Below are 22,049 nucleotides of genomic sequence, written 5' to 3' on the forward strand. Positions count from 1 at the left end.
AGGAGATGCGGATCCGGTCCCTGGGTGTCATCGACGACGCGGTCGTCGAGCTGTCACCGGGCTTCACGGCGGTGACCGGCGAGACCGGCGCGGGCAAGACCATGGTCGTCACCAGCCTCGGCCTGCTGCTGGGCGGGCGCGCGGACCCCGCGCTGGTGCGGATCGGTGCCAGGGCGGCGGTGGTCGAGGGCAGGATCGTCCTCAATTCCGCGTCCCCGGCGGCCGTACGGGCCGAGGAGGCCGGCGCGGAGCTGGACGAGGGCGCGCTGCTGATCAGCCGCACGGTCTCCGCCGAGGGCCGCTCGCGGGCCCACGTCGGCGGCCGTTCGGTCCCGGTCGGGGTGCTCGGCGACCTCGCCGACGACCTCGTCGCCGTGCACGGCCAGACCGACCAGCAGGGCCTGCTGCGGCCCGCCCGCCAGCGCCAGGCCCTGGACCGCTACGCCGGCGACGCGGTCGCCGTCCCGCTCGCCAAGTACACCGCGGCGCACCGCCGGCTGCGCACCGTCGCCACCGAACTCGACGAGCTGACCACCCGGGCCCGCGAGCGCGCCCAGGAGGCCGATCTGCTCCGCTTCGGCCTGGACGAGATCGCCGCCACCGAACCGCTGCCCGGCGAGGACACCGAACTCGCCGCCGAGGCCGAACGGCTCGGCCACGCCGAGGCGCTGGCCTCCGCCGCGACCGTCGCGCACGGCGCGCTGGCCGGCGACCCCGAGGACCCCGAGGGCGTCGACGCCACCACCCTGGTCGCCGGCGCCCACCGCGCCCTGGAGGCGGTCCGCGGCCACGACCAGGAGCTGGCCGCGCTCGCCGACCGGCTCGGCGAACTCGGCATCCTGATGGCCGACGTCGCCACCGAACTCGCGAGTTACGCCGACGGCCTGGACGCCGATCCGCTGCGGCTGGCCGCCGTGGAGGAGCGCCGCGCCGCGCTGAACCACCTCACCCGCAAGTACGGCGAGGACATCACCGCGGTGCTGGCGTGGTCCGAGCGGAGCGCCGCCCGGCTCGCCGAACTCGACGGCGACGACGACCGGATCGCCCAGCTGACCGCCGAGCACGACGCCCTCCGCGCCGAACTGGGCGAACTCGCCCAGCAGTTGACCGACGCCCGGACCGCCTCCGCGGAGCGCTTCGCGGCCGCGGTCACCGCCGAGCTCGGCGAACTCGCCATGCCGCACGCCCGGGTGAGCGTCGCCCTTCACCAGACCGAGCTGTCCGGCGACGCCGCGCAGACCGACGGCATCGAGGTGAACGGCCGCACCGTGGCCTACGGCCCGGCCGGCGCCGACGAGGTCGAGATCCTGCTGGCCCCGCACCCGGGCGCCCCGCCCCGGCCGATCGCCAAGGGCGCCTCCGGCGGTGAGCTGTCCCGGGTGATGCTGGCCGTCGAGGTGGTCTTCGCCGGCTCGGACCCGGTGCCGACCTATCTCTTCGACGAGGTGGACGCGGGCGTCGGCGGCAAGGCGGCCGTCGAGGTCGGCCGGCGGCTGGCCCGGCTCGCCAGGTCGGCGCAGGTCGTGGTGGTCACCCACCTCCCGCAGGTCGCCGCGTTCGCCGACCGGCAGCTGCTGGTGGAGAAGACCAACGACGGCTCGGTGACCCGCAGCGGCGTCACCGTCCTGGAGGGCGAGGACCGGATCCGCGAGCTGTCCCGGATGCTGGCGGGCCAGGAGGACTCGGAGACGGCCCGCGCCCACGCCGAGGAACTGCTGGAGACCGCCCGCACGGGCACCTGACCACACCGGTGGCGACGAAGACGAAGGGGAGCGGCATGAGGGTGGGAGCGGGCGGCCGGACGCCGGCACGGAGCACGGCGCTGCTCACCGCGGCGGCCGCGACCCGGGCCGGCTACGAGGCGCTGCGGCGCCGGCCACCGGGCGGCGCGGCCCGGTGGGAGCGGAAGAACCACGCGGGCCGGACGGTCACCCTGCACGCCGGCCCGGCGGCCGCGCTCGGCACCGCGCTCGCCGCGGCCACCGCGCCGGGCCTGCCCGCCCGGGCCCGCGGCGCGGCCGCGCTCGCCGTCCTGGCCGCCGGCGGCTGCGGGGCCTACGACGATCTGGCCGGCGCCGGCGACCCGCGGCGCGGCTTCCGGGCGCATCTGGGCGCGCTGCGGCACGGCGAGGTCACCAGCGGGGCGGTCAAGCTCTTCGGGATCGGTGCCGCCGGGCTCGCCGCCGGCGCCCTGCTCAAGGACCGCCCGGCCGACCGGCTGCTGGCGGGTGTGGTGATCGCCGGCTCGGCCCACCTGGTCAACCTCCTCGACGTCCGGCCGGGCCGGGCCGTCGGCGCCGCCGTGGCGCTGGCCGCACCGGGGCTGCTGCGCCGCGGTCCGGGTGCCGCGCTGGCCGCCGTGCCGATCGGCGCCGCGGCCGCGCTCGCCGCGGACGACCTCGGGGAGCGGACGATGCTCGGCGACGCCGGGGCGCACGCCCTCGGCGCCGCCCTCGGTCTGGCCGTCGTCGCCACGAACCCCCGGGCGGGACTGGCCGCGCACGCCGCCGCGCTGGTCGCCGCGGCGGCCGCCGGCGACCGGGTCAGCCGGCTGGCCGGGGCGCTCTGACGCAATCCCGGGGCCGCTGTGACGCAATCCCGGGGCGCTCCGACGCCACCGGCGCCCGCACCGCCCCCCGGTGCCCGTGGCGCGGGGGAGATCCGGAGCGACCCGATCCGGACAGTCAGGGACGGGTTTTGGACAGTGGCGCAGGCCGGCCGGAGGGGTGGGTTCACCCCGTTCGGGTGGCGATCCGCTCACGCGCAGGGTCGCCCATGTGGGTGAATCCGTGGAACCGGGGGTGAGAGTTCCCACCGGAACGGCGTCCGCACGGTGGCGAATTGACGGTCCCGGACTGGCATCCTGGGCGCGGTGCGCAGTGCCGGGGCGCGCCCGCTCCGTCCTGCCCGCAGGCCGGTGCGTCGGTGTGCTCGGGCACATCGCGGCACCTCGCAGCGCCAAACCGCCCCGCCGGTACGGTCCGTACCGCCCCGACCCAGGAGCCCGACCTCGTGACCAGCACCCCGGCCCCGCCGCACGCGCTGTCGCCGCTGCGCACGGTCCAGGTGCTCGGCCACGGCGGCGCCGGCAGCGCGGCACACGTCCGCTCGCTCGCCGAGGGGCTGGTCGCCCGCGGGGTCCGGGTGACGGTGTGCGCCCCGCCGGAGGCCGAGGACGCCTACGGCTTCACCGCGGCCGGCGCCCGGTTCGTACCGATCGCCCCGCGGATGGACCCGGCGGGCATCACCGCGCTGCGCGGCGCCTGCTGGGACGCGGACCTGGTCCATGCGCACGGCCTGCGGGCCGGGCTGCGCGCGTCGATGGCGCTGCGCGGACTGTGCCCCCGGGGCGACCGGGTGCCCCTCGTCATCACCTGGCACACCAAGGCGCACACCGAGGGCGCCCGGGCCGGGATGGTGCACCTGATGGAGCGCCGGGTGGCCCGGGCCGCGGCGGTCGTCCTGGGCGTCTGCTCCGACCTCGTCGACCGGGCGCGCGAGCGCGGCGCCAAGGACGCCCGCCTCGCGCCGGTCGCCATCCCGCGCCCCCGGCCCGGCCGGTCCGGCGCGGTGGCCGCCGACCCGGGGCGCGACCGCGACAAGGAGCGCGCCGAACTGGGCGTGGTGGACCGGCCGTTGCTGCTCGCGGTCGGCCGGCTCGACCCGTCCCAGGGCCACGACCTGCTGCTGGACGCGGCCCACGCCTGGTGCGGACTCGACCCGCAGCCGCTGCTCGCCATCGCCGGCGAGGGCGGCCGACGCGCCGCGCTCCAGCGCCGGATCGACAGCGAACGGCTGCCGGTCCAGCTGCTCGGCCGCCGCGACGACGTACCCGAACTCCTCGCCGCCGCCGACCTGGTGGTGCTGCCCAGCCGCTGGGAGGCGCGCTCCCTGATCGCCCAGGAGGCGCTGCGCGCCGGCGTCCCCCTGGTGGCCACCGACACCGGCGGCACCCCCGAACTCGTCGGCCGCGCCGCCGAGTTGGTCCGTTACGGCGACACCACCGGGCTGGCCCGTACGGTCCTGGACCTGCTGGCCGACCCGGTGCGCCGCGACACGCTCGCCGCGGCCGGCCGCGCCCAGGCCGCCGGCTGGCCCAGCGAGAACGACACGGTCGCCCAGGTCCTCAGCGTCTACGACGAACTGACCCAGCCACCGCAACCGGCCCCCTGACCCCCACCGGCCCGCCGGCCGGAGGTCCATTGGAAACGCCCTAGCGGTCGGTGTGCCGCCGCGCCCGCAGGGCCAGCCGCAGCCCCAGCACGGTCTGCGGATCGTCCAGTTCGGTGCCCAGCAGCTGGGAGATCCGCGCCAGCCGGTCGTAGAGCGTCTGGCGGTTGACGTTCAGGTCGCGGGCGGTCTCGGCCTTCCGGCCGGCGCTGGCCAGATACGCCTCCAGGGTGGGCAGCAGCGGCTGGCGGGCGCCCCGGTCGTGGGCCAGCAGCGGGCCGATGGCGCGCTCGACGAAGTCGGTCAGCACCCCCTCCTCGCCGTGCTCCCGCATCCGCCACAGCAGCAGCTCGATGTCCAGGCGCCGGGCGTCGTACCAGGGCGCCTCCGGCAGCCCCTGGGCCGCGGCCGCCGCCTCCGCCGCGTGCCGCAGCCCGGGTCCGGCCGCCGCCCAGTCGCCCGCCGTGCCGACCACCACCACCGGGCGGTGCGCCGACGGCCGGTCCAGGCCGGCCCGGACGACCCCGGCCCGCAGCGCCTCCGCGATCCGGTCGGCCAGCGCCGCCCGGTCCTGGCCCGCCCGCAGCGCCACCAGCAGCGGCACCCGGCCCTCCACGGGCCGCACACCGAGCAGCACCGGCACGCCCGGCGTGGCCAGTTCCTCGCGCAGCGCCTGGGCCAGCAGCGCCCAGCCGCCGGGCGAGGGCAGCGCGGCCGGCAGCCGCATCACCACCGGCAGCACCGGGTCGGCGCCCGGCCGGAAGCCCAGCAGCCGGGCCTGCGCCGGCGCCTCGGACGCCGAGATCCGCCCCTCCGCCAGCTCGGCCAGGAAGTCACCGCGCCCGCGGGCGGCCAGCACCTCCTCCTGGCGGGACTGGAGCATCACCACGGCCAGCAGATCGGCGGCCCGCTCGGCGGCGATCCGGTGCACCGGCGCCGGCGGCCCGTTCACCGGCAGCAGTACCAGCCGGGCGCGCACCGCGTCGGGCCCGTGCCCGCCGCCGGGCACCTCGATCCGTACGCCGGAGTCCCGCAGCCCCTCCCAGGCCAGCAGCGGATCGGCATCCGCCCCGCCGTCGCCGCCCTCCGGCCCGGCCGCGTAGAGCGGGCTGCCGTCGGGCGCCTCCAGGCACAGCGGATTGCCGGTGAAGTCGGCGAGCAGCCGCAGCACCTCCGGCGCGCCGCCGCCCCTCAGCAGCACGTCGGTGCAGCGCCGCAGCAGCGCGTCGGCGCGCCGCAGCAGGGTGTAGTGGCCGTTGATGATCTCGGTGTGGATCTCCTCGGTGACCGTGACGTACGGGACCTCGCGGTGCAGCTGGATCAGCGGCAGCCCGCAGTCCCGCGCGGCGTCGATCAGCGCCGCGGGCAGCGCGTCGAACCGCGAGCCCAGCTCGACGACCAGTGCGGCGACGTCCCGGTCGGCGAGCCTGCGGACGAAGGCGCGCTGCTCCGAGGGCCGGGTGCCCACCCCGAGGCCGGTGGTCAGCAGCAGCTCGCCGCCCTTGAGCAGCGAGGCGATGTGCGGGACCTCGCCGGCGTGCACCCAGCGCACCGGCCGGTCCAGCCGGTCCTCGCCGGCCAGCACCTCCGGCAGGCCGCGGCGCAGCGCCGGCAGTTCCAGCGCCCTGCGTACCGTGATGTCGGCGTCGATCCTCGCGTGCGGCCCCATGGCGCGAACGCTACCGCGCGTCAGCCGATCCGGAGGAGTGCGATCCGGATGGCCCCCGCCCGGCCCGAGCCCGGCCCGCGCGCCGCCCCACCCGCGCCACCCGTTCCGCCGTTCAACTCCCCGTCCCCTCCGCCCTCTTGACGGTCACGGGGGCGACTGGGCAGGGTGCCCGCACGTCACACGGAGAGCGCTCACCCCACCCCCCACAAGGAGCCGCCTCATGATCACCCGACGCACCCTGCTCGGCGGACTCGCCGCCGGCGCCGCCACCGCCGCCCTCGCCGGCCGGGCCGCCGGCGCCCCCGCCCGCCCCTCGGCGGCCGGCCTCCCGCTGCACATCGTCAACACCTCCGGCGCCTACGCCAACGGCTCCGTCTGGATCTACGTCCTCGGCAACGACGGCACCCGGCAGGTCCGGCTCACCCCGGACGGCGGGCTCGTCCCCGTCGCCCTCTCCGACAACGGCCCGGACGGCTTCACCGACTACGCGATACCGCTCGCCGCCACCGGCACCACCACGCTCCAACTGCCCCCGATGTCCGGCCGGATCTACACCAGCCTGGGCGCCAAGCTCAGAATCAAGGCGGTCGCCGACGGCAACGGCCGGCCCGCGCTGGCCTACCCGGCGGGCTGGGTCGCCGGCGACCCCAACTACGACGTACTGCACGACTGCGTCGAGTTCACCTACAACTCCGGCGGGATGTACTGCAACACCACCATGGTCGACATGTTCAGCGTCCCGCTCGCCCTGCGGCTCACCGGCGCCGCCGACCAGACCACCGGCACCCTCAAGGACGGCGCCCGCGCCCGGATCTTCGCCGACGTCAGGGCCGCCGAGGGCTTCGACCGCCTGGTCGTCGGCGACCGCCGGGTGATCGCCCCCGGCCACGGCCTGGACAGCGGCCTGTTCGCCGCCGACTACCTCGCCCCCGCCATCGACGCCGCGTGGTCCGCGTACGCCACCCGGGACCTCACCGTCACCACCACCGCCGGCACCTTCACCGGACGCACCAGCGGTGACCGGCTCACCTTCCACGGCCCGGCCACGGTCTCCGTCGCCCGGCCCACCACCCGCGACGTCCTCTTCTGCGACGGCACCCTGGCCGCCCCGAACGACGGCACCCTCGGCCCGGTCGCCGCCGTCCTGGGCGCCGCCCTCAACCGCTCCACCCTGGCGACCCACGCCGCCCAGCCGGTCACCGACCCCGCCGCCTTCTACCGCCGGCCGCTCACCAACCACTACGCCCGCGCCATGCACACCGCGACCCGGGACGGCAAGGCATACGGCTTCGCCTTCGACGACGTCGCCGGCTTCGCCTCCTACATCCAGGACCACGCCCCCAGGGAGCTGACGCTCACCCTGACGCCGTTCTGAACGGACGGAAAGCCGGAAACGGACGGCAGCGAAGACCTCCGGGTGGTTGACGCCCCGAAGGGGGCGTCAACCACCGTACGCCCCACTGGCAGTCAGCCGCAGCGCAGTGTCGATCAGCGGAACATGGCTGAACGCCTGCGGGAAGTTCCCCACCTGGCGCTGGAGCCGGGAGTCCCACTCCTCGGCGAGCAGCCCCAGGTCGTTGCGGAGCGAGAGCAGCTTCTCGAAGAGCTTGCGGGCCTCCTCCACGCGGCCGATCATCGCCAGGTCGTCGGCGAGCCAGAACGAGCAGGCCAGGAACGCCCCTTCGTCGCCTTCGAGGCCGTCCACGCCGAGCCCCTCGCCGGACGTCGGGTAGCGCAGCACGAACCCGTCCTCGGTGGACAGCTCCCGCTGGATCGCCTCGATGGTGCCGATCACCCGCTTGTCGTCCGGCGGCAGGAAGCCGACCTGCGGGATCAGCAGCAGCGACGCGTCCAGCTCCTGGGAGCCGTAGGACTGGGTGAAGGTGTTCCGCTCCTTGTCGTAGCCCTTCTCGCAGACGTCCCGGTGGATGGTCTCCCGCAGGTCCTTCCACCGCTCCAGCGGCCCGTCCACGTCCCCGGACTCGATCAGCTTCACCGTGCGGTCCACCGCGACCCAGGTCATGACCTTGGAGTGCACGAAGTGCCGGCGCGGCCCGCGCACCTCCCAGATGCCCTCGTCCGGCTCGTCCCAGTGCTTCTCCACCCACGCGATCAGCTTGATCTGGAGCAGCGAGGCGTAGTCGTTGCGGGCCAGCCCGGTCATGTGCGCCAGGTGCAGCGCCTCGGTGACCTCGCCGTAGACGTCCAGCTGGAGCTGGCCGGCGGCGCCGTTGCCGACCCGCACCGGGCGCGAGTCCTCGTACCCGGGCAGCCACTTCAGCTCGGTCTCGCCCAGCTCCCGCTCACCGGCGATGCCGTACATGATCTGGAGGTTCTCCGGATCGCCGGCCACCGCCCGCAGCAGCCACTCGCGCCACGCCCGGGCCTCCTCGCGGTAGCCGGTGCGCAGCAGCGACGACAGGGTGATCGCGGCGTCCCTGAGCCAGGTGAAGCGGTAGTCCCAGTTGCGGACGCCGCCGATGCACTCGGGCAGGGACGTGGTCGGCGCGGCGACGATCCCGCCGGTCGGCGCGTACGTCAGCGCCTTCAGCGTGATCAGCGAACGCACCACCGCGTCGCGGTAGGGCCCGTGGTACGTGCAGTGCTCGACCCACTCGCGCCAGAACTCCTCGGTGGCCTCCAGCGACCCCTCCGGGTCCGCCACGGCCGGCGGCTGGTGGTGCGAGGGCTGCCAGCTGATCGTGAACGCGATCCGCTCGCCCGGTGAGACGGTGAAGTCGGAGAAGGTCGTCAGGTCCTTCCCGTACGTCTCCGCCTCCGTGTCCAGCCACACCGAGTCCGGACCGGCGACCGCCACCGTCCGCTCGTCGATCTTGTGCACCCACGGCACGACCCAGCCGTACGCGAACCGCATCCGCAGCTCCGAACGCATCGGGACGCGCCCGCTGACGCCCTCCACGATGCGGATCACCTGCGGTGCGCCGTCCCGCGGCGGCATGAAGTCGATCACCCGGACGGTACCGCGCGGAGTGTCCCACTCGGACTCCAGCACGAGGGAGTCCCCGCGGTAGCGCCGCCGGTCCGCGGCCCGGGGCGGCTCGCCGGCCGGGCCCATCCGCCAGAAGCCGTGCTCCTCGGTGCCCAGCAGTCCCGCGAAGACCGCCATGGAGTCGAAACGGGGCAGGCACAGCCAGTCGACCGTGCCGTCCCGGCACACGAGCGCGGCGGTCTGCATATCGCCGATCAGTGCGTAGTCCTCGATGCGCCCGGCCACGTGCATCTCCCGTCGAACTGGAGTCACGCCCCCCAGGGGACGTTGTGTGCTGTCCGTTCTGCCCATGAAACGTCGCCGAGCAGCTGGACCGGAAATTTCGGGCTGGGGGAACCACCCAGCGGTAGCTGGGGGTGGGGCTCCCTCCCAGCGGTGGCTGGGGAGAGGTGGTGCCTTCCCGGACGGCTCGGAGCGAGTGTCCGAGCAGGATACGACGCAGGGGGGTGCTCCGCGCGACGCTCGCGTCGAGTGGGGGTGCTCCGAACGAGTGGCCTGCGGAGCGACCCCCTCCGGTGCGTGGCCGGACGCGACCATCCCCGGTCGCTGATAGCCTGGTACCCCGTGGACCGGTGGGACCCAGCAGAAATGCGGCACCCCCGAACCGCAGCGACGGCACCCCTGAATCCCAGGCCGGCGCCACCTCGCACCTCTCCACCTCGCGACCACGGGAGCCCCCTCTTGGCCATGCCGCCCTCTGCTTCTCGAAAGAATGCAGCCACGACGACCAAGCACCTCTTCGTCACCGGGGGCGTCGCCTCCTCGCTCGGCAAGGGGCTCACCGCCTCCAGCCTGGGCGCGCTCCTCAAGGCGCGCGGTCTGCGGGTCACGATGCAGAAGCTCGACCCGTACCTCAACGTCGACCCCGGCACGATGAACCCGTTCCAGCACGGTGAGGTCTTCGTCACCAACGACGGCGCCGAGACCGACCTGGACATCGGCCACTACGAGCGCTTCCTCGACGTCGACCTCGACGGCTCGGCGAACGTCACCACCGGCCAGGTCTACAACACCGTGATCGCCAAGGAGCGGCGCGGCGAGTACCTCGGCGACACCGTGCAGGTCATCCCGCACATCACCAACGAGATCAAGCACCGCATCCGGCGCCTGGCGACCGAGGACGTCGACGTCGTGATCACCGAGGTCGGCGGCACCGTCGGCGACATCGAGTCGCTGCCGTTCCTGGAGACCGTCCGCCAGGTCCGCCACGAGGTCGGCCGGGACAACGTCTTCGTCGTGCACATCTCGCTGCTCCCGTACATCGGCCCCTCCGGCGAGCTGAAGACCAAGCCCACCCAGCACTCCGTCGCCGCGCTGCGCAACATCGGCATTCAGCCCGACGCGATCGTGCTGCGCGCCGACCGCGAGGTGCCCACCGCGATCAAGCGCAAGATCTCGCTGATGTGCGACGTCGACGAGGCCGCGGTCATCGCCTGCCCGGACGCCCCGTCGATCTACGACATCCCCAAGGTCGTGCACGCCGAGGGCCTGGACGCCTACGTCGTACGCAAGCTGGACCTGCCGTTCCGCGACGTGGACTGGACCCAGTGGGCGGACCTGCTCGACCGGGTCCACAACCCCTCGCACGAGGTCAAGGTCGCGCTGGTCGGCAAGTACATCGACCTGCCCGACGCCTACCTCTCGGTCACCGAGGCGCTGCGCGCCGGCGGCTTCGCCAACAAGGCCCGCGTCAAGATCAAGTGGGTCACGTCGGACGACTGCAGGACCCCGGCCGGTGCCGCGGCGCAGCTGTCCGACTGCGACGCGGTCTGCATCCCCGGCGGCTTCGGCGACCGCGGTGTGGACGGCAAGGTCGGCGCGATCACCTACGCCCGCGAGAACAAGCTCCCGCTGCTCGGCCTCTGCCTGGGCCTGCAGTGCGTGGTGATCGAGGCGGCCCGCAACCTCGCCGGCATCGAGGGCGCCAACTCCACCGAGTTCGACCCGGCCGCCGCCCACCCGGTGATCTCCACGATGGCCGAGCAGATGGACATCGTCGCCGGCGAGGGCGACATGGGCGGCACCATGCGACTGGGCATGTACCCGGCCAAGCTCGCCGACGGCTCCATCGTCCGCGAGGTCTACGGCGGCGAGCCCTACGTCGAGGAGCGCCACCGCCACCGCTACGAGGTCAACAACGCCTACCGCGGCGAGCTGGAGAAGAAGGCCGGCCTGCTCTTCTCCGGCACCTCCCCGGACAACAAGCTCGTCGAGTACGTCGAGTACCCGCGCGAGGTCCACCCCTACCTCGTCGCCACCCAGGCGCACCCGGAGCTGCGTTCCCGCCCGACCCGCCCGCACCCGCTCTTCGCCGGCCTGGTGAAGGCGGCCGTCGAGCGCCAGGAGGCGGCGAAGGCGACGGGCGCCGGGAAGTAGGCGGCACCTGGCCGGTTACGGTTGCCGGGGTACGGTCCCACGCCGTGGGGCGGTACCCCGGTTCTCGTGTCGGCACAGGTCTCAGTGGAGGTACGCGCATGGCGATCAAGGACACCCCGGAGGAGTGGACGGTCACCGCGTCCGGCACGCCGTTCACCGGCGGCAAGACGAGCGTGCGCACCGACCACGTCGTCATGCCGGACGGCTCCACCGTCACCCGCGACTACCAGGTCCACCCCGGCTCGGTGGCGGTCCTCGCCCTCGACGACGCCGACCGGGTGCTGGTGCTGCGCCAGTACCGCCACCCGGTGCGGCAGAAGCTGTGGGAGATCCCGGCCGGCCTGCTCGACGTCCCCGGGGAGAACCCGCTGCACGCCGCCCGGCGCGAGCTGTACGAGGAGGCACACGTCAAGGCCGAGGACTGGCGGGTGCTGACCGACGTCTACACCACCCCGGGCGGCTGCGACGAGGCGGTGCGGATCTTCCTCGCCCGCGGGCTCTCCGAGGCCGACGGCGAGCGCTTCGAGGTCTCCGAGGAGGAAGCCGACATGGAGCTGGCGCGGGTCCCGGTGGACGAGCTGGTCCGCGGTGTGCTCGCCGGCGAACTGCACAACAACTGCCTGGTCGTGGGCGTGCTGTCGCTCACCGCGGCGCGGGCCGGCGACGGGCTGGACGCGCTCCGGCCGGCCGACGCGCCCTGGCCGGCCCGCCCCTTCGACGCCTGACCCCGGGCCGGGCGCCGCCCCCGCCTCCCGGTCGGATGATCCTCCGATCGATCGGGTGACCCAACGGCCCCGCTCCGCACGGAACGTGACGGCCCGTGAACTACGCTCGACAGCGTCCCCGCGCGCGCCCGCGGCGGGGACGCGACGCGCAGGCGGACGGGAGCGTGACCGGTGACGGACCAGGCGGTGGGCGGGGGGCACCTCGCACCGGAGGCGGCGCGCGGGTCCGGCACGGCGGCCCGGGAACGGCGGGCGACACTGCCCCGCCAGGACGGTGCCGCCGCCCGCTCCGGCCTCCCGGGATTCGCCGGCCGCCGCCACGAACTCAAGGCGCTGCGCGCCGACATCGACCGGGCCGGACTGGACACCCTCACCGGCCGCCGGGGCGCCCGCAGCCGGGTCCTGCTGATCGCCGGCCGCCCCGGCTCGGGCCGTACGACGCTGGCCGAGGCGCTGCTGCGGGAGGTCGGGGACGGCTATCCCGACGGGGTGCTGCGGGCCGTGCTGACCGGCCGGGACGGCGCCCCGGCGGGCCTCGCCCGGACCGCCCGCGACCTGCTCGCCGAACTGGGCGCCGACGCCCCGCCGGGCGCCGGCGAGGACGAGCTCGCCGAGGCCGTGCGCACCGCCCTGGCCGGGCGCCGCACGGTGCTCCTGCTGGACGACGCACCGGGCGCCGAGGACGTCGAACCGCTGATCCCGGACGCCCCGGACTGCCTGGTCGTGGTGGTCGCGCAGGGTCCGCTGACCGGCATCCCGGACGTCCGGCCGTGCGCCCTGGGCGGGCTGGACACCGCCGCCGGCGTCGAGATGCTCTGCCACTACGCCGGGCCGACCCGGATCACCGTCGATCCGCGGACCGCGGAGTCCGTCGCCGAGGAGTGCGGCGGCCAGCCCGCGGCGCTGATACTGGCGGGCGCCTGGCTCGCCGCCCGTCCCAAGCTCTCCGTCGCCGACCTGCGCCAGGCGCTGCTCGCCGTCCCGCTGCCGCCTGACCTGCCGGCCGGCGACCGCCCCCTGCACCGCGCCTTCCGGCTCACCTACGAGGCGCTGCCGCAGCCCGCCGCGCGGATACTGCGCCTGGCCACCCTCGCCCCGGACGGCCTGGTGGACGCGCACACCGCGGCCGCGCTGGGCGGCTGCTCGGTCCCGGCCGCCGCCGCGGTCCTGCACGACTTCGCCGCGCTCGGCCTGCTGCGGCCCGTCCCCGAGGAGGACGGCCCGGGCGCCCGGCCCGCCGACGACGGGACCGGCCCCCGCTACCGCCTCCCCGGCTGCCTCGCGCCGCTCTCCCGGGAGCTGCTGCGCGAGCACGAGCGGCCCGCCGACGTCCAGCTGGCCCGCGCCCGGATGCTGGAGCGGACCGTGCGGCTGCTGCAGTCCTGCCGGGCGGCCGCCGAACCCTCCGGTTCCCCCGCCCGCCGCAAGGCCGCCGAGCTGCCCCGCTCGCTGCGCTTCGCCACCCGGGCCGCCGCCGCGCACTGGCTGCGCACCCGCCGCGGCGCCCTGCTGGACGCCGCCCGGATGGCCGTCGCGGACGGCCAACTCGACACCCTGGACCGGCGGTTGATCGCCGCGCTCACCCGCGCCCTGCTCGCCCACCACGGCCCCGAGGCCGCCGCGCCGGATCTCTACACCCTGCACGAACTGGTCCTCCGGGTCGCCGAGCGGCGCCCGCTGCCGCGCGAGCGGGCCGCCGCCCTGCTCAACCTCGGCGACCTGGACGCCGGGGCCGGCCGGCGGGAGCAGGCGCTGACCCGCTACCGCGGCGCGCTGGAGGCGGCCCGCTCGGTGAAGGACCCGGTGGCCACCGGCCGGGCGCTGGAGTCGCTCGGCGACACCTACACCGAGCTGGGCGACTGGATCCGGGCCGCCGACTGGTACGGACGGGCGCTGGAGCTGCGGCTGGCCCGGGGCGAGCGGGCCGACGCGGCCCGGCTGCACGCCCGGATCGGCGCCGCGCACGGCCGCGCGGGCCGCTACGAGCAGGCCCTGAAGGACTGCCGGGCGGCCGCCCGGACCTTCCGCAGGCTGGGCGACGCCGCAGGCCAGGGACGCGCGGCGGAGGCGGCTGCGGAGGTCCACGAGCATGCGGGGAAGCTCGACGAGGCGCTGCACAGCTGCCGGGCGGCGCTCGATTTCGCCCGGGCCGCGGCCGACGTGACGAAGGAGGCACGCCTGCACCTGTGGATCGCGGAGCTGCTCGACCGGCTCGGCGACCCGGCGGCCGCACGGCTCCACCGGGCGGTGGGGGAGCGACTGCGCGACGAGCGCTCCGAGTGACCTACGAAATCGGTAGTGCCCTTCCGAAAAATTATGTCTTTGCAAGGCTAGACAACGTGAGGTCCTTCAATAGACTGGTCGAGCCGCGTTCGGCGCGGTCAGTTCCGTCATGCATGGCATGAGGGATAATTCCTTCTGCAAGCTCTTTTAAGGACCGTGATCGACGTGAAGGTCGGTATCCCCCGCGAGGTCAAGAACAACGAGTTCCGCGTGGCCATCACGCCCGCCGGAGTCCACGAGCTGGTCCGCAACGGCCACCAGGTCTTCATCGAGAAGGACGCCGGCCTCGGCTCGTCCATCCCGAACGAGGAGTACGTCTCCGCCGGCGCGACCATCCTCGACACCGCCGACGAGGTGTGGGCCACCGCCGACCTGCTGCTGAAGGTCAAGGAGCCGATCGCGGAGGAGTACCACCGTCTCCGCAAGGACCAGACCCTCTTCACGTACCTCCACCTGGCCGCGTCCAAGGAGTGCACGGACGCCCTGCTGGAGTCCGGTACCACCGCGATCGCGTACGAGACGGTCGAGACCGCCAACCGCGCGCTGCCGCTGCTCGCCCCGATGTCCGAGGTCGCGGGCCGCCTGGCCCCGCAGGTCGGCGCCTACCACCTGATGCGCTCGGCCGGCGGCCGCGGCGTGCTGCCCGGCGGCGTCCCCGGCGTCCAAGCCGGCAAGGCCGTCGTCATCGGCGGCGGCGTCTCCGGCTGGAACGCCGTGCAGATCGCCGTGGGCCTCGGCTTCCACGTCACCCTGCTCGACAAGGACATCAACAAGCTCCGCGAGGCCGACAAGATCTTCGGCACCAAGGTGCAGACGATCGTCTCCAACGCCTACGAGCTGGAGAAGGCCGTCGTCGAGGCCGACCTCGTCGTCGGCGCGGTCCTGATCCCGGGCGCCAAGGCCCCCAAGCTCGTCACCAACGAGCTGGTCGCCAAGATGAAGCCCGGCAGTGTCCTTGTCGACATCGCGATCGACCAGGGCGGCTGCTTCGAGGACTCCAAGCCGACCACGCACGCCGAGCCGACCTTCACGGTCCACAACTCGGTCTTCTACTGCGTCGCCAACATGCCCGGCGCGGTGCCCAACACCTCCACCTACGCCCTCACCAACGCCACGCTGCCCTACATCGTGGAGCTGGCGAACCGCGGCTGGGTCGAGGCGCTGCGCCGTGACCCGGCGCTGGCCAAGGGCCTGAACACCCACGACGGCAAGGTCGTCTACCCCGAGGTCGCCCAGGCCCACGGCCTGGAGTACGTGGAGCTGCGCACCCTCCTCGGCTGACGGCGTCAACTGCACGCGTCAAGCACCGCGCGACCGGCCGGGCCCGCTCGACAGGGCCCGGCCGGTCGCGTGTGCGACGCGCCCCGGGGGCGGCTCCCGGCGGCCGACTCCCAACTCGCCGTGAACGTAACCCTTTAACCGATTCGCGTACCCCCAAAACTTCCGTCTTGTGCGCTGTGCACTCTTGACATCGGGGGGTTCCGTTACCGACACATCGGACCGGGTCCGGCGGATTGTGTTGCTGCGGACGCCCGACACGCCATAGAGTCGCCAACCGTCGGCATGGTGCCACGCTGACCTATCGATAAGTTTCCTGGTCACATCCAAGGAGGTAAGACGACTTGTGAATGAGTCGACATTTACTCCCGGAGGTGGTCGGCCAGGAGCGGTTGCACGGGGCCACGGTCCCTCGGGGCGCGAGGCTGTCGGCTCCGTAGCGGTCCACACCTTCGCATCCCCACAGAGCACTTCCACGACAGCCCACCAGAGCATGGACGGCCAACACGTGAACGCCATGGCCGGCGACCGGGGCAGTGGAGAACCCGCCCGTCTCGCCGACTACGACGACCTGCCCGAAGGGCACTTCTACGACCCGGACGCCGAGTACGAGCCGGACCCGGAATACGCGGCGACGCTCGCGCCGGACGCGGCGCGCCAGCGCCGTGAGCGGGTCGGCCCGACCGGGCGCCCGCTGCCCTACTTCCCGATCCCGGGGCCGCTTTCGGAACACGGCCCGGCGAAGATCATCGCGATGTGCAACCAGAAGGGCGGGGTCGGCAAGACCACCTCGACCATCAACCTGGGTGCCGCGCTGGCCGAATACGGCCGCCGGGTGCTGCTCGTCGACTTCGACCCGCAGGGCGCCCTGTCGGTCGGACTCGGCGTCAACCCGATGGAACTGGATCTGACGGTCTACAACCTGCTCATGGAGCGGGGCATGTCGGCCGACGAGGTCCTGCTCAAGACCGCGGTCCCGAACATGGACCTGCTGCCCAGCAATATCGATTTGTCAGCGGCAGAGGTGCAGTTGGTCAGCGAGGTCGCCCGCGAGTCGACGCTCCAGCGGGCGCTGAAGCCCCTGCTGTCCGACTACGACTACATCGTCATCGACTGCCAGCCCTCGCTCGGCCTGCTGACCGTCAACGCCCTGACGGCGGCTCACAAGGTCATCGTGCCGCTGGAGTGCGAGTTCTTCGCGCTGCGCGGTGTCGCGCTGCTCACCGAGACGATCGAGAAGGTCCAGGAGCGGCTCAACCCCGACCTCCAGCTGGACGGCATCCTGGCGACGATGTACGACTCCCGGACGGTGCACAGCCGCGAGGTCCTGGCGCGCGTCGTCGAGGCCTTCGACGACCACGTCTACCACACCGTCATCGGCCGTACCGTCCGCTTCCCGGAGACCACCGTCGCCGGTGAGCCGATCACCACCTACGCCTCCAACTCCGTTGGGGCCGCGGCCTATCGCCAGCTCGCCAGGGAGGTGCTCGCCCGGTGTCACGCCGAGTGAGTCTGCCCGGCGCCGACGAACTGTTCCGCACCACCGGGGGAGTGGCCCTTCAGGCGTCCACTCCCCGCCGTGCGCCCGGCGCGGCCGGCGGCGAGGACGCGCGGGTGCCCGCGCCGGCCGGCGAGCCGGACCCCTCCTCGGACGCGTCCGAGGAGGCCCCCGCGGCACGCCGGCAGCGGGCCGCGGGCGGTACGGACGCCGAGGCACCGGCGGCCGAGGGTGGTGCCGCCGCGGCGCGTACGGCGCCCGCCGGGGAGCCGGCCGAACACGGCGGCCGCGAGCCGGAGCCGGAGCCGGAGGCCGGGGGACGCCGGACACCGGCCGGCCGGGCGGGGACCCGCGCCGAGCGGGAGGCCGCGGCGTCCGCGGGGGCGGCCGGTGCGTCGGGCCGCCGCCGGTCGCGCGGCGCCAACCGCCGCCCCAGCGGCCGCGAACGGCACGACGAGAAGATCACCGTCTATGTCTCCGCCGAGGAGCTCATGGACCTCGAACACGCCCGCCTGGTCCTGCGCGGCGAGCACGGCCTGGCGGTCGACCGCGGCCGGATCGTCCGCGAGGCGGTCGCCGTGGTCCTCGCCGACCTGGAGTCACGCGGCGAGGCCAGCATCCTGGTACGGCGGCTCCGGGGCCGCTAGGGCCTGTCGTCAAACTCCCGTCGTTCGCCCGGAGGGCGGGCCTCGCGACGTCTGGTGCACTCCGCTCGCTGCGCTCGCTCCGTCTCGGCTCTTTGGATCCGCCCCCGGAAGCCGAGCCGATCTCAAGGCGGAGGGTCATCCCGGTACTGGGCGTACCGGGATGAGCCCGACAACGCGGAGAGCGTGCGTGCCAGGCGTTGCGAGGCAGGCGGGAGTTTGACGACAGGCCCTAGGGTCGCTCCTGGCGCGTCCGACACGCCCTGGGGGACGGTCCCCGGCGTGCGGCGGGATAGCCTGAGCCACTCCGGCGGGGTGTCCCGCCCGTGACCAGCCCGCCGCCCCGGCGCGGGACCGCAGCACCCTGGACCGCCATGCCGACGACCGACGCCGACGACCCCGCCCCGCGCCGCACCCGCCGCGCCCTCGGGCGGGGCTCGGGCACCCTCCTGGAGGCGGCGCCAGAGGCGACCGCGGAGGACGCCGCGGAGGGCCGCGCGCAGACCCCCGCCGAGGATGCCCCGGTCGAGGGCGATGCACCAGCCGGGGAGATGCCGGCCGGGGAGACGCCGGTCGCGGGGGTCCCGGCTCCGTCCGACGATGCGGACGACGGGGGCGAAAAGGGCGAAGAAGAGGCCGAAGAACAGGCCGAAGCGGCGGGTCCGGTGGCCGGGGACGGCCGGTTCACGTTGCGGCTGGACAACTTCGAGGGGCCCTTCGACCTCCTGCTCCAGCTGATCTCCCGGCACAAGCTGGACGTCACCGAGGTCGCGCTGTCGAAGGTGACCGACGAGTTCATGGCCCACATCCGGGCCATGGGGCCGGACTGGGACCTCGACCAGACCACCGAGTTCCTGGTCGTCGCGGCCACCCTGCTCGACCTCAAGGCGGCCCGGCTGCTGCCCGCCGCCGAAGTGGAGGACGAGGCCGACCTCGCCCTCCTGGAGGCCCGGGACCTGCTCTTCGCCCGGCTGCTCCAGTACCGCGCGTACAAGCGGATCGCGGAGATCTTCAGCGGCCGGCTGGCCGAGGAGGCCCGGTGCCACCCCCGTACCGTCGGGCTGGAGCCGCACCACGCCGAGCTGCTGCCCGAGGTCGTGATCGGCATCGGGGCCGAGGGGTTCGCCGCGCTCGCGGTCAAGGCGATGCAGCCCAGGGCGAAGCCGCAGGTCTACGTCGACCACATCCACGCGCCGCTGGTCAGCGTCCGGGAGCAGGCCGAGGTGGTGATGGCGCGGCTGCGCGAGGCCGGTGCGGCCGGCTTCGCGGAACTCGTCGCCGACGCCCCCGACACCCTGACCGTCGTGGCGCGCTTCCTGGCGCTGCTGGAGCTCTACCGGGAGCGGGTGGTCGCCCTGGACCAGGAGGAGGCGCTGGGCGCCCTGACGGTCCGCTGGACGGGCGAGGAGGGGGCCGCCCCACAGGTCACCGACGAGTTCGACCGGGCGGCGGGCGACCCGGCGGAGAAGGGCGCGGCCGCGGCGGGCCGCGCGGAGAGCGACGAGCAGGAGGAGCCGGCGTGAGCGACCCGGGCTACGAGATCACCGAGCAGGGCCCGGGGGAGCCCCCCGGCACCGCGGAGGCGCCGGCCGGCGCACTGGGCGTGGCCGAGCTGGAGCTGAAGCCCGCGCTGGAGGCCGTCCTCATGGTCGTCGACGAGCCGGCCACCGAGGAGCACCTGGCCCGGGTGCTCCAGCGGCCCCGCCGGGCGGTCGCGCTGGCGCTGCGCGAGCTGTCCGACGACTACACCCGCCAGGGCCGCGGCTTCGACCTGCGGCTGGTGGCCGGCGGCTGGCGGTTCTTCTCCCGCGCGGCCTACGCGGACGCCGTGGAGGGCTTCGTCCTGGACGGCCAGCACGCCCGGCTGACCCAGGCCGCATTGGAGACTCTGGCCGTGGTCGCGTACCGTCAGCCGGTCAGCCGTTCCCGCGTCTCGGCCGTCCGCGGGGTCAACTGCGACGGTGTGATGCGCACGCTCCTCCAGCGCGGCCTGGTGGAGGAGGCGGGGACGGAACCTGAAACAGGTGCGATCCTGTACAGGACGACGAATTACTTTCTGGAGCGGATGGGCCTGCGCGGCCTGGACGAGCTCCCGGAGCTGGCACCGTTCCTCCCCGAGGCGGACGCGGTCGAGGGCGATTCCCAGGAAGGCATCCCGTCGTTCGACGTAGACGACAGCGGCGACTCTCAGACGGATCATTGATGCGAAGCAGCGGCAGGAACAGCAGCGGTAGGGGCAACTACCGGGGCGCGGGCAACCAGCGGGACGAGAAGCAGCAGCGGGCCGGCCGCCCCCGCCCCGAGGAGCGCCGCTACGACGTGGGCGGATCCGCGGGCGGTGACGAGCGCCGCGGCGGCAAGTCCGGCGCCCGGGGCGCGGCGGCCCGGGGCGGCGCCAAGGGCGGTCCCCGTACGGGCGCGACCCGGGGCGGCGGACCGGGCGGCAAGGGCGGCCAGCAGCAGCGCGGCCGGGGCCAGGCGCCCGCGCGCCCCCGCGAGTACGACGCCAAGATCGAGGAGCGCAACCGCGCCCGCTACGACAAGCCGCAGGTCAAGACCCCCAAGACCTTCGGTGAGCCGGAGGGCGAGCGGCTGCAGAAGGTGCTGGCCAGGGCCGGTATGGGCTCCCGCCGTGCCTGCGAGGAGCTGATCGACCAGGCCCGGGTCGAGGTCAACGGCAAGATCGTCATGGAGCAGGGTGTCCGGGTCGACCCGGAGAAGGACGAGATCAAAGTCGACGGCCTGACGGTCGCCACCCAGTCGTACCTCTTCTTCGCGCTGAACAAGCCCGCCGGCGTGGTCTCCACGATGGAGGACCCGGACGGCCGGCAGTGCCTGGGCGACTATGTCACCAACCGGGAGACCCGGCTGTTCCACGTCGGCCGGCTGGACACCGAGACCGAGGGCATCATCCTGCTCACCAACCACGGCGAGCTGGCCCACCGCCTGACCCACCCCCGCTACGGCGTCACCAAGACCTACCTGGCGGCCATCCAGGGCCCGCTCCCGCGCGACCTGGGCAAGCGGCTCAAGGACGGCATCCCGCTGGAGGACGGCTACGCCCGCGCCGACCACTTCCGGGTCGTGGAGAACACCGGCAAGAACTACCTCGTCGAGGTCACCCTCCACGAGGGCCGCAAGCACATCGTGCGCCGGATGCTCGCCGAGGCCGGCTTCCCGGTGGACAAGCTGGTGCGGACGCACTTCGGCCCGATCGCGCTGGGCGACCAGAAGTCGGGCTGGCTGCGCCGGATGACCAACACCGAGGTCGGGATGCTGATGCGCGAGGTCGGCCTCTAGCCGATACGGCTTGCGGCGGCCGCCCACCACCCCTTAACGTCATCATGACGATTAAGGGGTGGTTTTCTCATGGGGGCTTCCATGGCGGCATCTTCCGCGGCGACCGGATCGCTCATCGGGCTGGCGCTCGGTGACGCGCTCGGCCTGCCGACCGAGTTCGACGACGTACCGGCGATCCTCGCCAAGTGCGGGCCCTGGCGGCAGATGGAGCTGCCCGAGCCCGCCCGCGTCACCGACGACACCCAGATGACGCTGGCGCTGGGGCGCGGACTGCGCACGGCCCTGGCCGGCGGCGAGCTGACCGCCGCGACGCTCGAACCGCCGGTCAGGCAGGAGTACGTCGCCTGGTGGCGCTCGCCCGACAACAACCGCGCACCCGGATACACCTGCCTCCGCGCCTGCGAACTGCTCGCCGACCCGGACCGGCCCTGGGCCGACGCCGGCCAGATCGGCTCCAAGGGCTGCGGTGCCAACATGCGGGTGGCGCCCGTCGGGCTGGCGCCCGGACTGACCGCCGAGCAGCGCTCCGGCGCCGCCCAGCTCCAGTCCGCGCTGACCCACGGGCACCCCACCGCGCTCGCCGCCAGCGACCTCACCGCGTACGCCGTGCGCGCCCTCGCCGACGGTGCCCGCCCGACCGAACTCCCCGGCCTGCTGCGGCAGTACGCCCGTGCACAGCGCACCCGCTACCGCGAGGACTGGCTCGGCGACCTCTGGCGGCGCTCCCAGGCCCCGTCCGCGACGGCGTTCATCGCCCGCGGCTGGGACGAGTGCCTGGGCGTCCTGAACCGGCTGGACGCGGCGCTCGCCACACCCGACCGGGAGGCCGACCCGTGCCGGGCCACCGGCGCCGGCTGGATCGCCGAGGAGGCGCTGGCCACCGGCCTGCTGTGCTTCCTGCTCTTCCCCGACGAGCCGGTCACCGCGCTGCGCCGGGCCGCCTGCACCTCCGGCGACTCCGACTCCATCGCCTGCCTCACCGGCGCCTTCGCGGGCGCCCGGCTCGGCGCCGGCGCCTGGCCCGAGGAGTGGGCCGCCCGCATCGAGTACCGCGCGGAACTCCTGGCCCTCGGGGCGGCCTGGGATGTCTGAGAAC

General features: G+C 74.3%; 16 protein-coding genes. 14 read left to right on the top strand and 2 right to left on the bottom strand.

The features are described from left to right. Positions 1 to 5: 5 nt before the first annotated feature. The 3 genes from recN (at position 6) to ACRAS8_RS27635 (ending at position 4,173) form a co-directional block, all read left to right on the top strand. On the top strand, positions 6 to 1,742 hold the full coding sequence (gene recN / locus ACRAS8_RS27625) for a DNA repair protein RecN (protein WP_438490613.1): 1,737 nt from the start codon (positions 6 to 8) through the stop codon (positions 1,740 to 1,742). 35 nt (positions 1,743 to 1,777) lie between these two features. After that, positions 1,778 to 2,569: a hypothetical protein gene (locus ACRAS8_RS27630; RefSeq protein ID WP_438488701.1), complete on the top strand. Its 792-nt coding sequence runs from the start codon at positions 1,778 to 1,780 to the stop codon at positions 2,567 to 2,569. A 443-nt stretch (positions 2,570 to 3,012) separates the two neighbouring features. Beyond that, a complete protein-coding gene (locus ACRAS8_RS27635; RefSeq protein ID WP_438488702.1) occupies positions 3,013 to 4,173 on the top strand; it encodes a glycosyltransferase family 4 protein in 1,161 nt (386 codons plus the stop codon). A 40-nt stretch (positions 4,174 to 4,213) separates the two neighbouring features. Here ACRAS8_RS27635 and ACRAS8_RS27640 read toward each other — a convergent pair whose 3' ends face one another. Next, positions 4,214 to 5,839, bottom strand: a complete 1,626-nt coding sequence (locus ACRAS8_RS27640; protein ID WP_438488703.1) for a PucR family transcriptional regulator — start codon at positions 5,837 to 5,839, stop codon at positions 4,214 to 4,216. A gap of 220 nt (positions 5,840 to 6,059) precedes the next feature. On the opposite strand from ACRAS8_RS27640, the gene ACRAS8_RS27645 reads away from it, so the two are divergent. Then, complete coding sequence (locus ACRAS8_RS27645; RefSeq protein ID WP_438488704.1) at positions 6,060 to 7,214, top strand: beta-1,3-glucanase family protein; 1,155 nt, start codon at positions 6,060 to 6,062, stop codon at positions 7,212 to 7,214. A gap of 66 nt (positions 7,215 to 7,280) precedes the next feature. Here the strand turns inward: ACRAS8_RS27645 and ACRAS8_RS27650 are convergent, their stop codons facing one another. Next, positions 7,281 to 9,080: a glycoside hydrolase family 15 protein gene (locus ACRAS8_RS27650; protein ID WP_438490614.1), complete on the bottom strand. Its 1,800-nt coding sequence runs from the start codon at positions 9,078 to 9,080 to the stop codon at positions 7,281 to 7,283. Positions 9,081 to 9,536: 456 nt separating this feature from the next. Between ACRAS8_RS27650 and ACRAS8_RS27655 the strand changes: the two genes are divergently transcribed. From ACRAS8_RS27655 to ACRAS8_RS27700, 10 genes are all read left to right on the top strand, one after another. After that, positions 9,537 to 11,225, top strand: a complete 1,689-nt coding sequence (locus ACRAS8_RS27655) for a CTP synthase (RefSeq protein ID WP_438490615.1) — start codon at positions 9,537 to 9,539, stop codon at positions 11,223 to 11,225. 98 nt (positions 11,226 to 11,323) lie between these two features. Beyond that, the gene (locus tag ACRAS8_RS27660) at positions 11,324 to 11,950 is read left to right on the top strand and encodes an NUDIX domain-containing protein (RefSeq protein WP_438488705.1); all 627 of its coding nucleotides are present in this window, start codon (positions 11,324 to 11,326) and stop codon (positions 11,948 to 11,950) included. Between the two features lie 171 nt (positions 11,951 to 12,121). Continuing rightward, complete coding sequence (locus ACRAS8_RS27665; RefSeq protein WP_438488706.1) at positions 12,122 to 14,233, top strand: tetratricopeptide repeat protein; 2,112 nt, start codon at positions 12,122 to 12,124, stop codon at positions 14,231 to 14,233. A gap of 165 nt (positions 14,234 to 14,398) precedes the next feature. Continuing rightward, the gene (ald, locus tag ACRAS8_RS27670; protein WP_438490616.1) at positions 14,399 to 15,514 is read left to right on the top strand and encodes an alanine dehydrogenase; all 1,116 of its coding nucleotides are present in this window, start codon (positions 14,399 to 14,401) and stop codon (positions 15,512 to 15,514) included. A gap of 490 nt (positions 15,515 to 16,004) precedes the next feature. Next, positions 16,005 to 17,021 (top strand): ParA family protein, encoded by a 1,017-nt coding sequence (locus ACRAS8_RS27675; RefSeq protein ID WP_438488707.1) that lies wholly within the window; start codon positions 16,005 to 16,007, stop codon positions 17,019 to 17,021. Beyond that, positions 17,006 to 17,656: a hypothetical protein gene (locus tag ACRAS8_RS27680; RefSeq protein WP_438488708.1), complete on the top strand. Its 651-nt coding sequence runs from the start codon at positions 17,006 to 17,008 to the stop codon at positions 17,654 to 17,656. Before ACRAS8_RS27675 ends, ACRAS8_RS27680 begins: the two co-directional genes overlap by 16 nt. Positions 17,657 to 18,027: 371 nt before the next feature. Then, on the top strand, positions 18,028 to 19,176 hold the full coding sequence (locus ACRAS8_RS27685; protein ID WP_438488709.1) for a segregation and condensation protein A: 1,149 nt from the start codon (positions 18,028 to 18,030) through the stop codon (positions 19,174 to 19,176). Then, positions 19,173 to 19,856: an SMC-Scp complex subunit ScpB gene (gene scpB / locus ACRAS8_RS27690; protein WP_438488710.1), complete on the top strand. Its 684-nt coding sequence runs from the start codon at positions 19,173 to 19,175 to the stop codon at positions 19,854 to 19,856. The genes ACRAS8_RS27685 and scpB overlap by 4 nt, the downstream gene beginning before the upstream one ends. Continuing rightward, the gene (locus ACRAS8_RS27695) at positions 19,856 to 20,953 is read left to right on the top strand and encodes a pseudouridine synthase (protein WP_438488711.1); all 1,098 of its coding nucleotides are present in this window, start codon (positions 19,856 to 19,858) and stop codon (positions 20,951 to 20,953) included. The genes scpB and ACRAS8_RS27695 overlap by 1 nt, the downstream gene beginning before the upstream one ends. 81 nt (positions 20,954 to 21,034) lie before the next feature. Then, positions 21,035 to 22,045 (top strand): ADP-ribosylglycohydrolase family protein, encoded by a 1,011-nt coding sequence (locus tag ACRAS8_RS27700; protein ID WP_438488712.1) that lies wholly within the window; start codon positions 21,035 to 21,037, stop codon positions 22,043 to 22,045. Positions 22,046 to 22,049: the final 4 nt, after the last annotated feature.

It is taken from the genome of Streptomyces sp. S186, assembly GCF_051603415.1.
In the GTDB taxonomy this organism is placed as follows: Bacteria; Actinomycetota; Actinomycetes; order Streptomycetales; family Streptomycetaceae; genus Streptomyces.

What these genes read in the sequence shown, in the direction of transcription:
- recN (WP_438490613.1), top strand. Translation starts at nt 6, where the DNA reads ATGCGGATCCGGTCCCTGGGTGTCATCGACGACGCGGTCGTCGAGCTG.
- ACRAS8_RS27695 (WP_438488711.1), top strand. Translation starts at nt 19,856, where the DNA reads ATGCGAAGCAGCGGCAGGAACAGCAGCGGTAGGGGCAACTACCGGGGC.
- ACRAS8_RS27650 (WP_438490614.1), bottom strand. Translation starts at nt 9,080, where the DNA reads ATGCACGTGGCCGGGCGCATCGAGGACTACGCACTGATCGGCGATATG.
- ACRAS8_RS27655 (WP_438490615.1), top strand. Translation starts at nt 9,537, where the DNA reads ATGCCGCCCTCTGCTTCTCGAAAGAATGCAGCCACGACGACCAAGCAC.
- ACRAS8_RS27685 (WP_438488709.1), top strand. Translation starts at nt 18,028, where the DNA reads ATGCCGACGACCGACGCCGACGACCCCGCCCCGCGCCGCACCCGCCGC.
- ACRAS8_RS27660 (WP_438488705.1), top strand. Translation starts at nt 11,324, where the DNA reads ATGGCGATCAAGGACACCCCGGAGGAGTGGACGGTCACCGCGTCCGGC.
- ACRAS8_RS27640 (WP_438488703.1), bottom strand. Translation starts at nt 5,839, where the DNA reads ATGGGGCCGCACGCGAGGATCGACGCCGACATCACGGTACGCAGGGCG.
- ACRAS8_RS27700 (WP_438488712.1), top strand. Translation starts at nt 21,035, where the DNA reads ATGGCGGCATCTTCCGCGGCGACCGGATCGCTCATCGGGCTGGCGCTC.
- ACRAS8_RS27675 (WP_438488707.1), top strand. Translation starts at nt 16,005, where the DNA reads ATGGACGGCCAACACGTGAACGCCATGGCCGGCGACCGGGGCAGTGGA.
- ACRAS8_RS27630 (WP_438488701.1), top strand. Translation starts at nt 1,778, where the DNA reads ATGAGGGTGGGAGCGGGCGGCCGGACGCCGGCACGGAGCACGGCGCTG.
- ACRAS8_RS27645 (WP_438488704.1), top strand. Translation starts at nt 6,060, where the DNA reads ATGATCACCCGACGCACCCTGCTCGGCGGACTCGCCGCCGGCGCCGCC.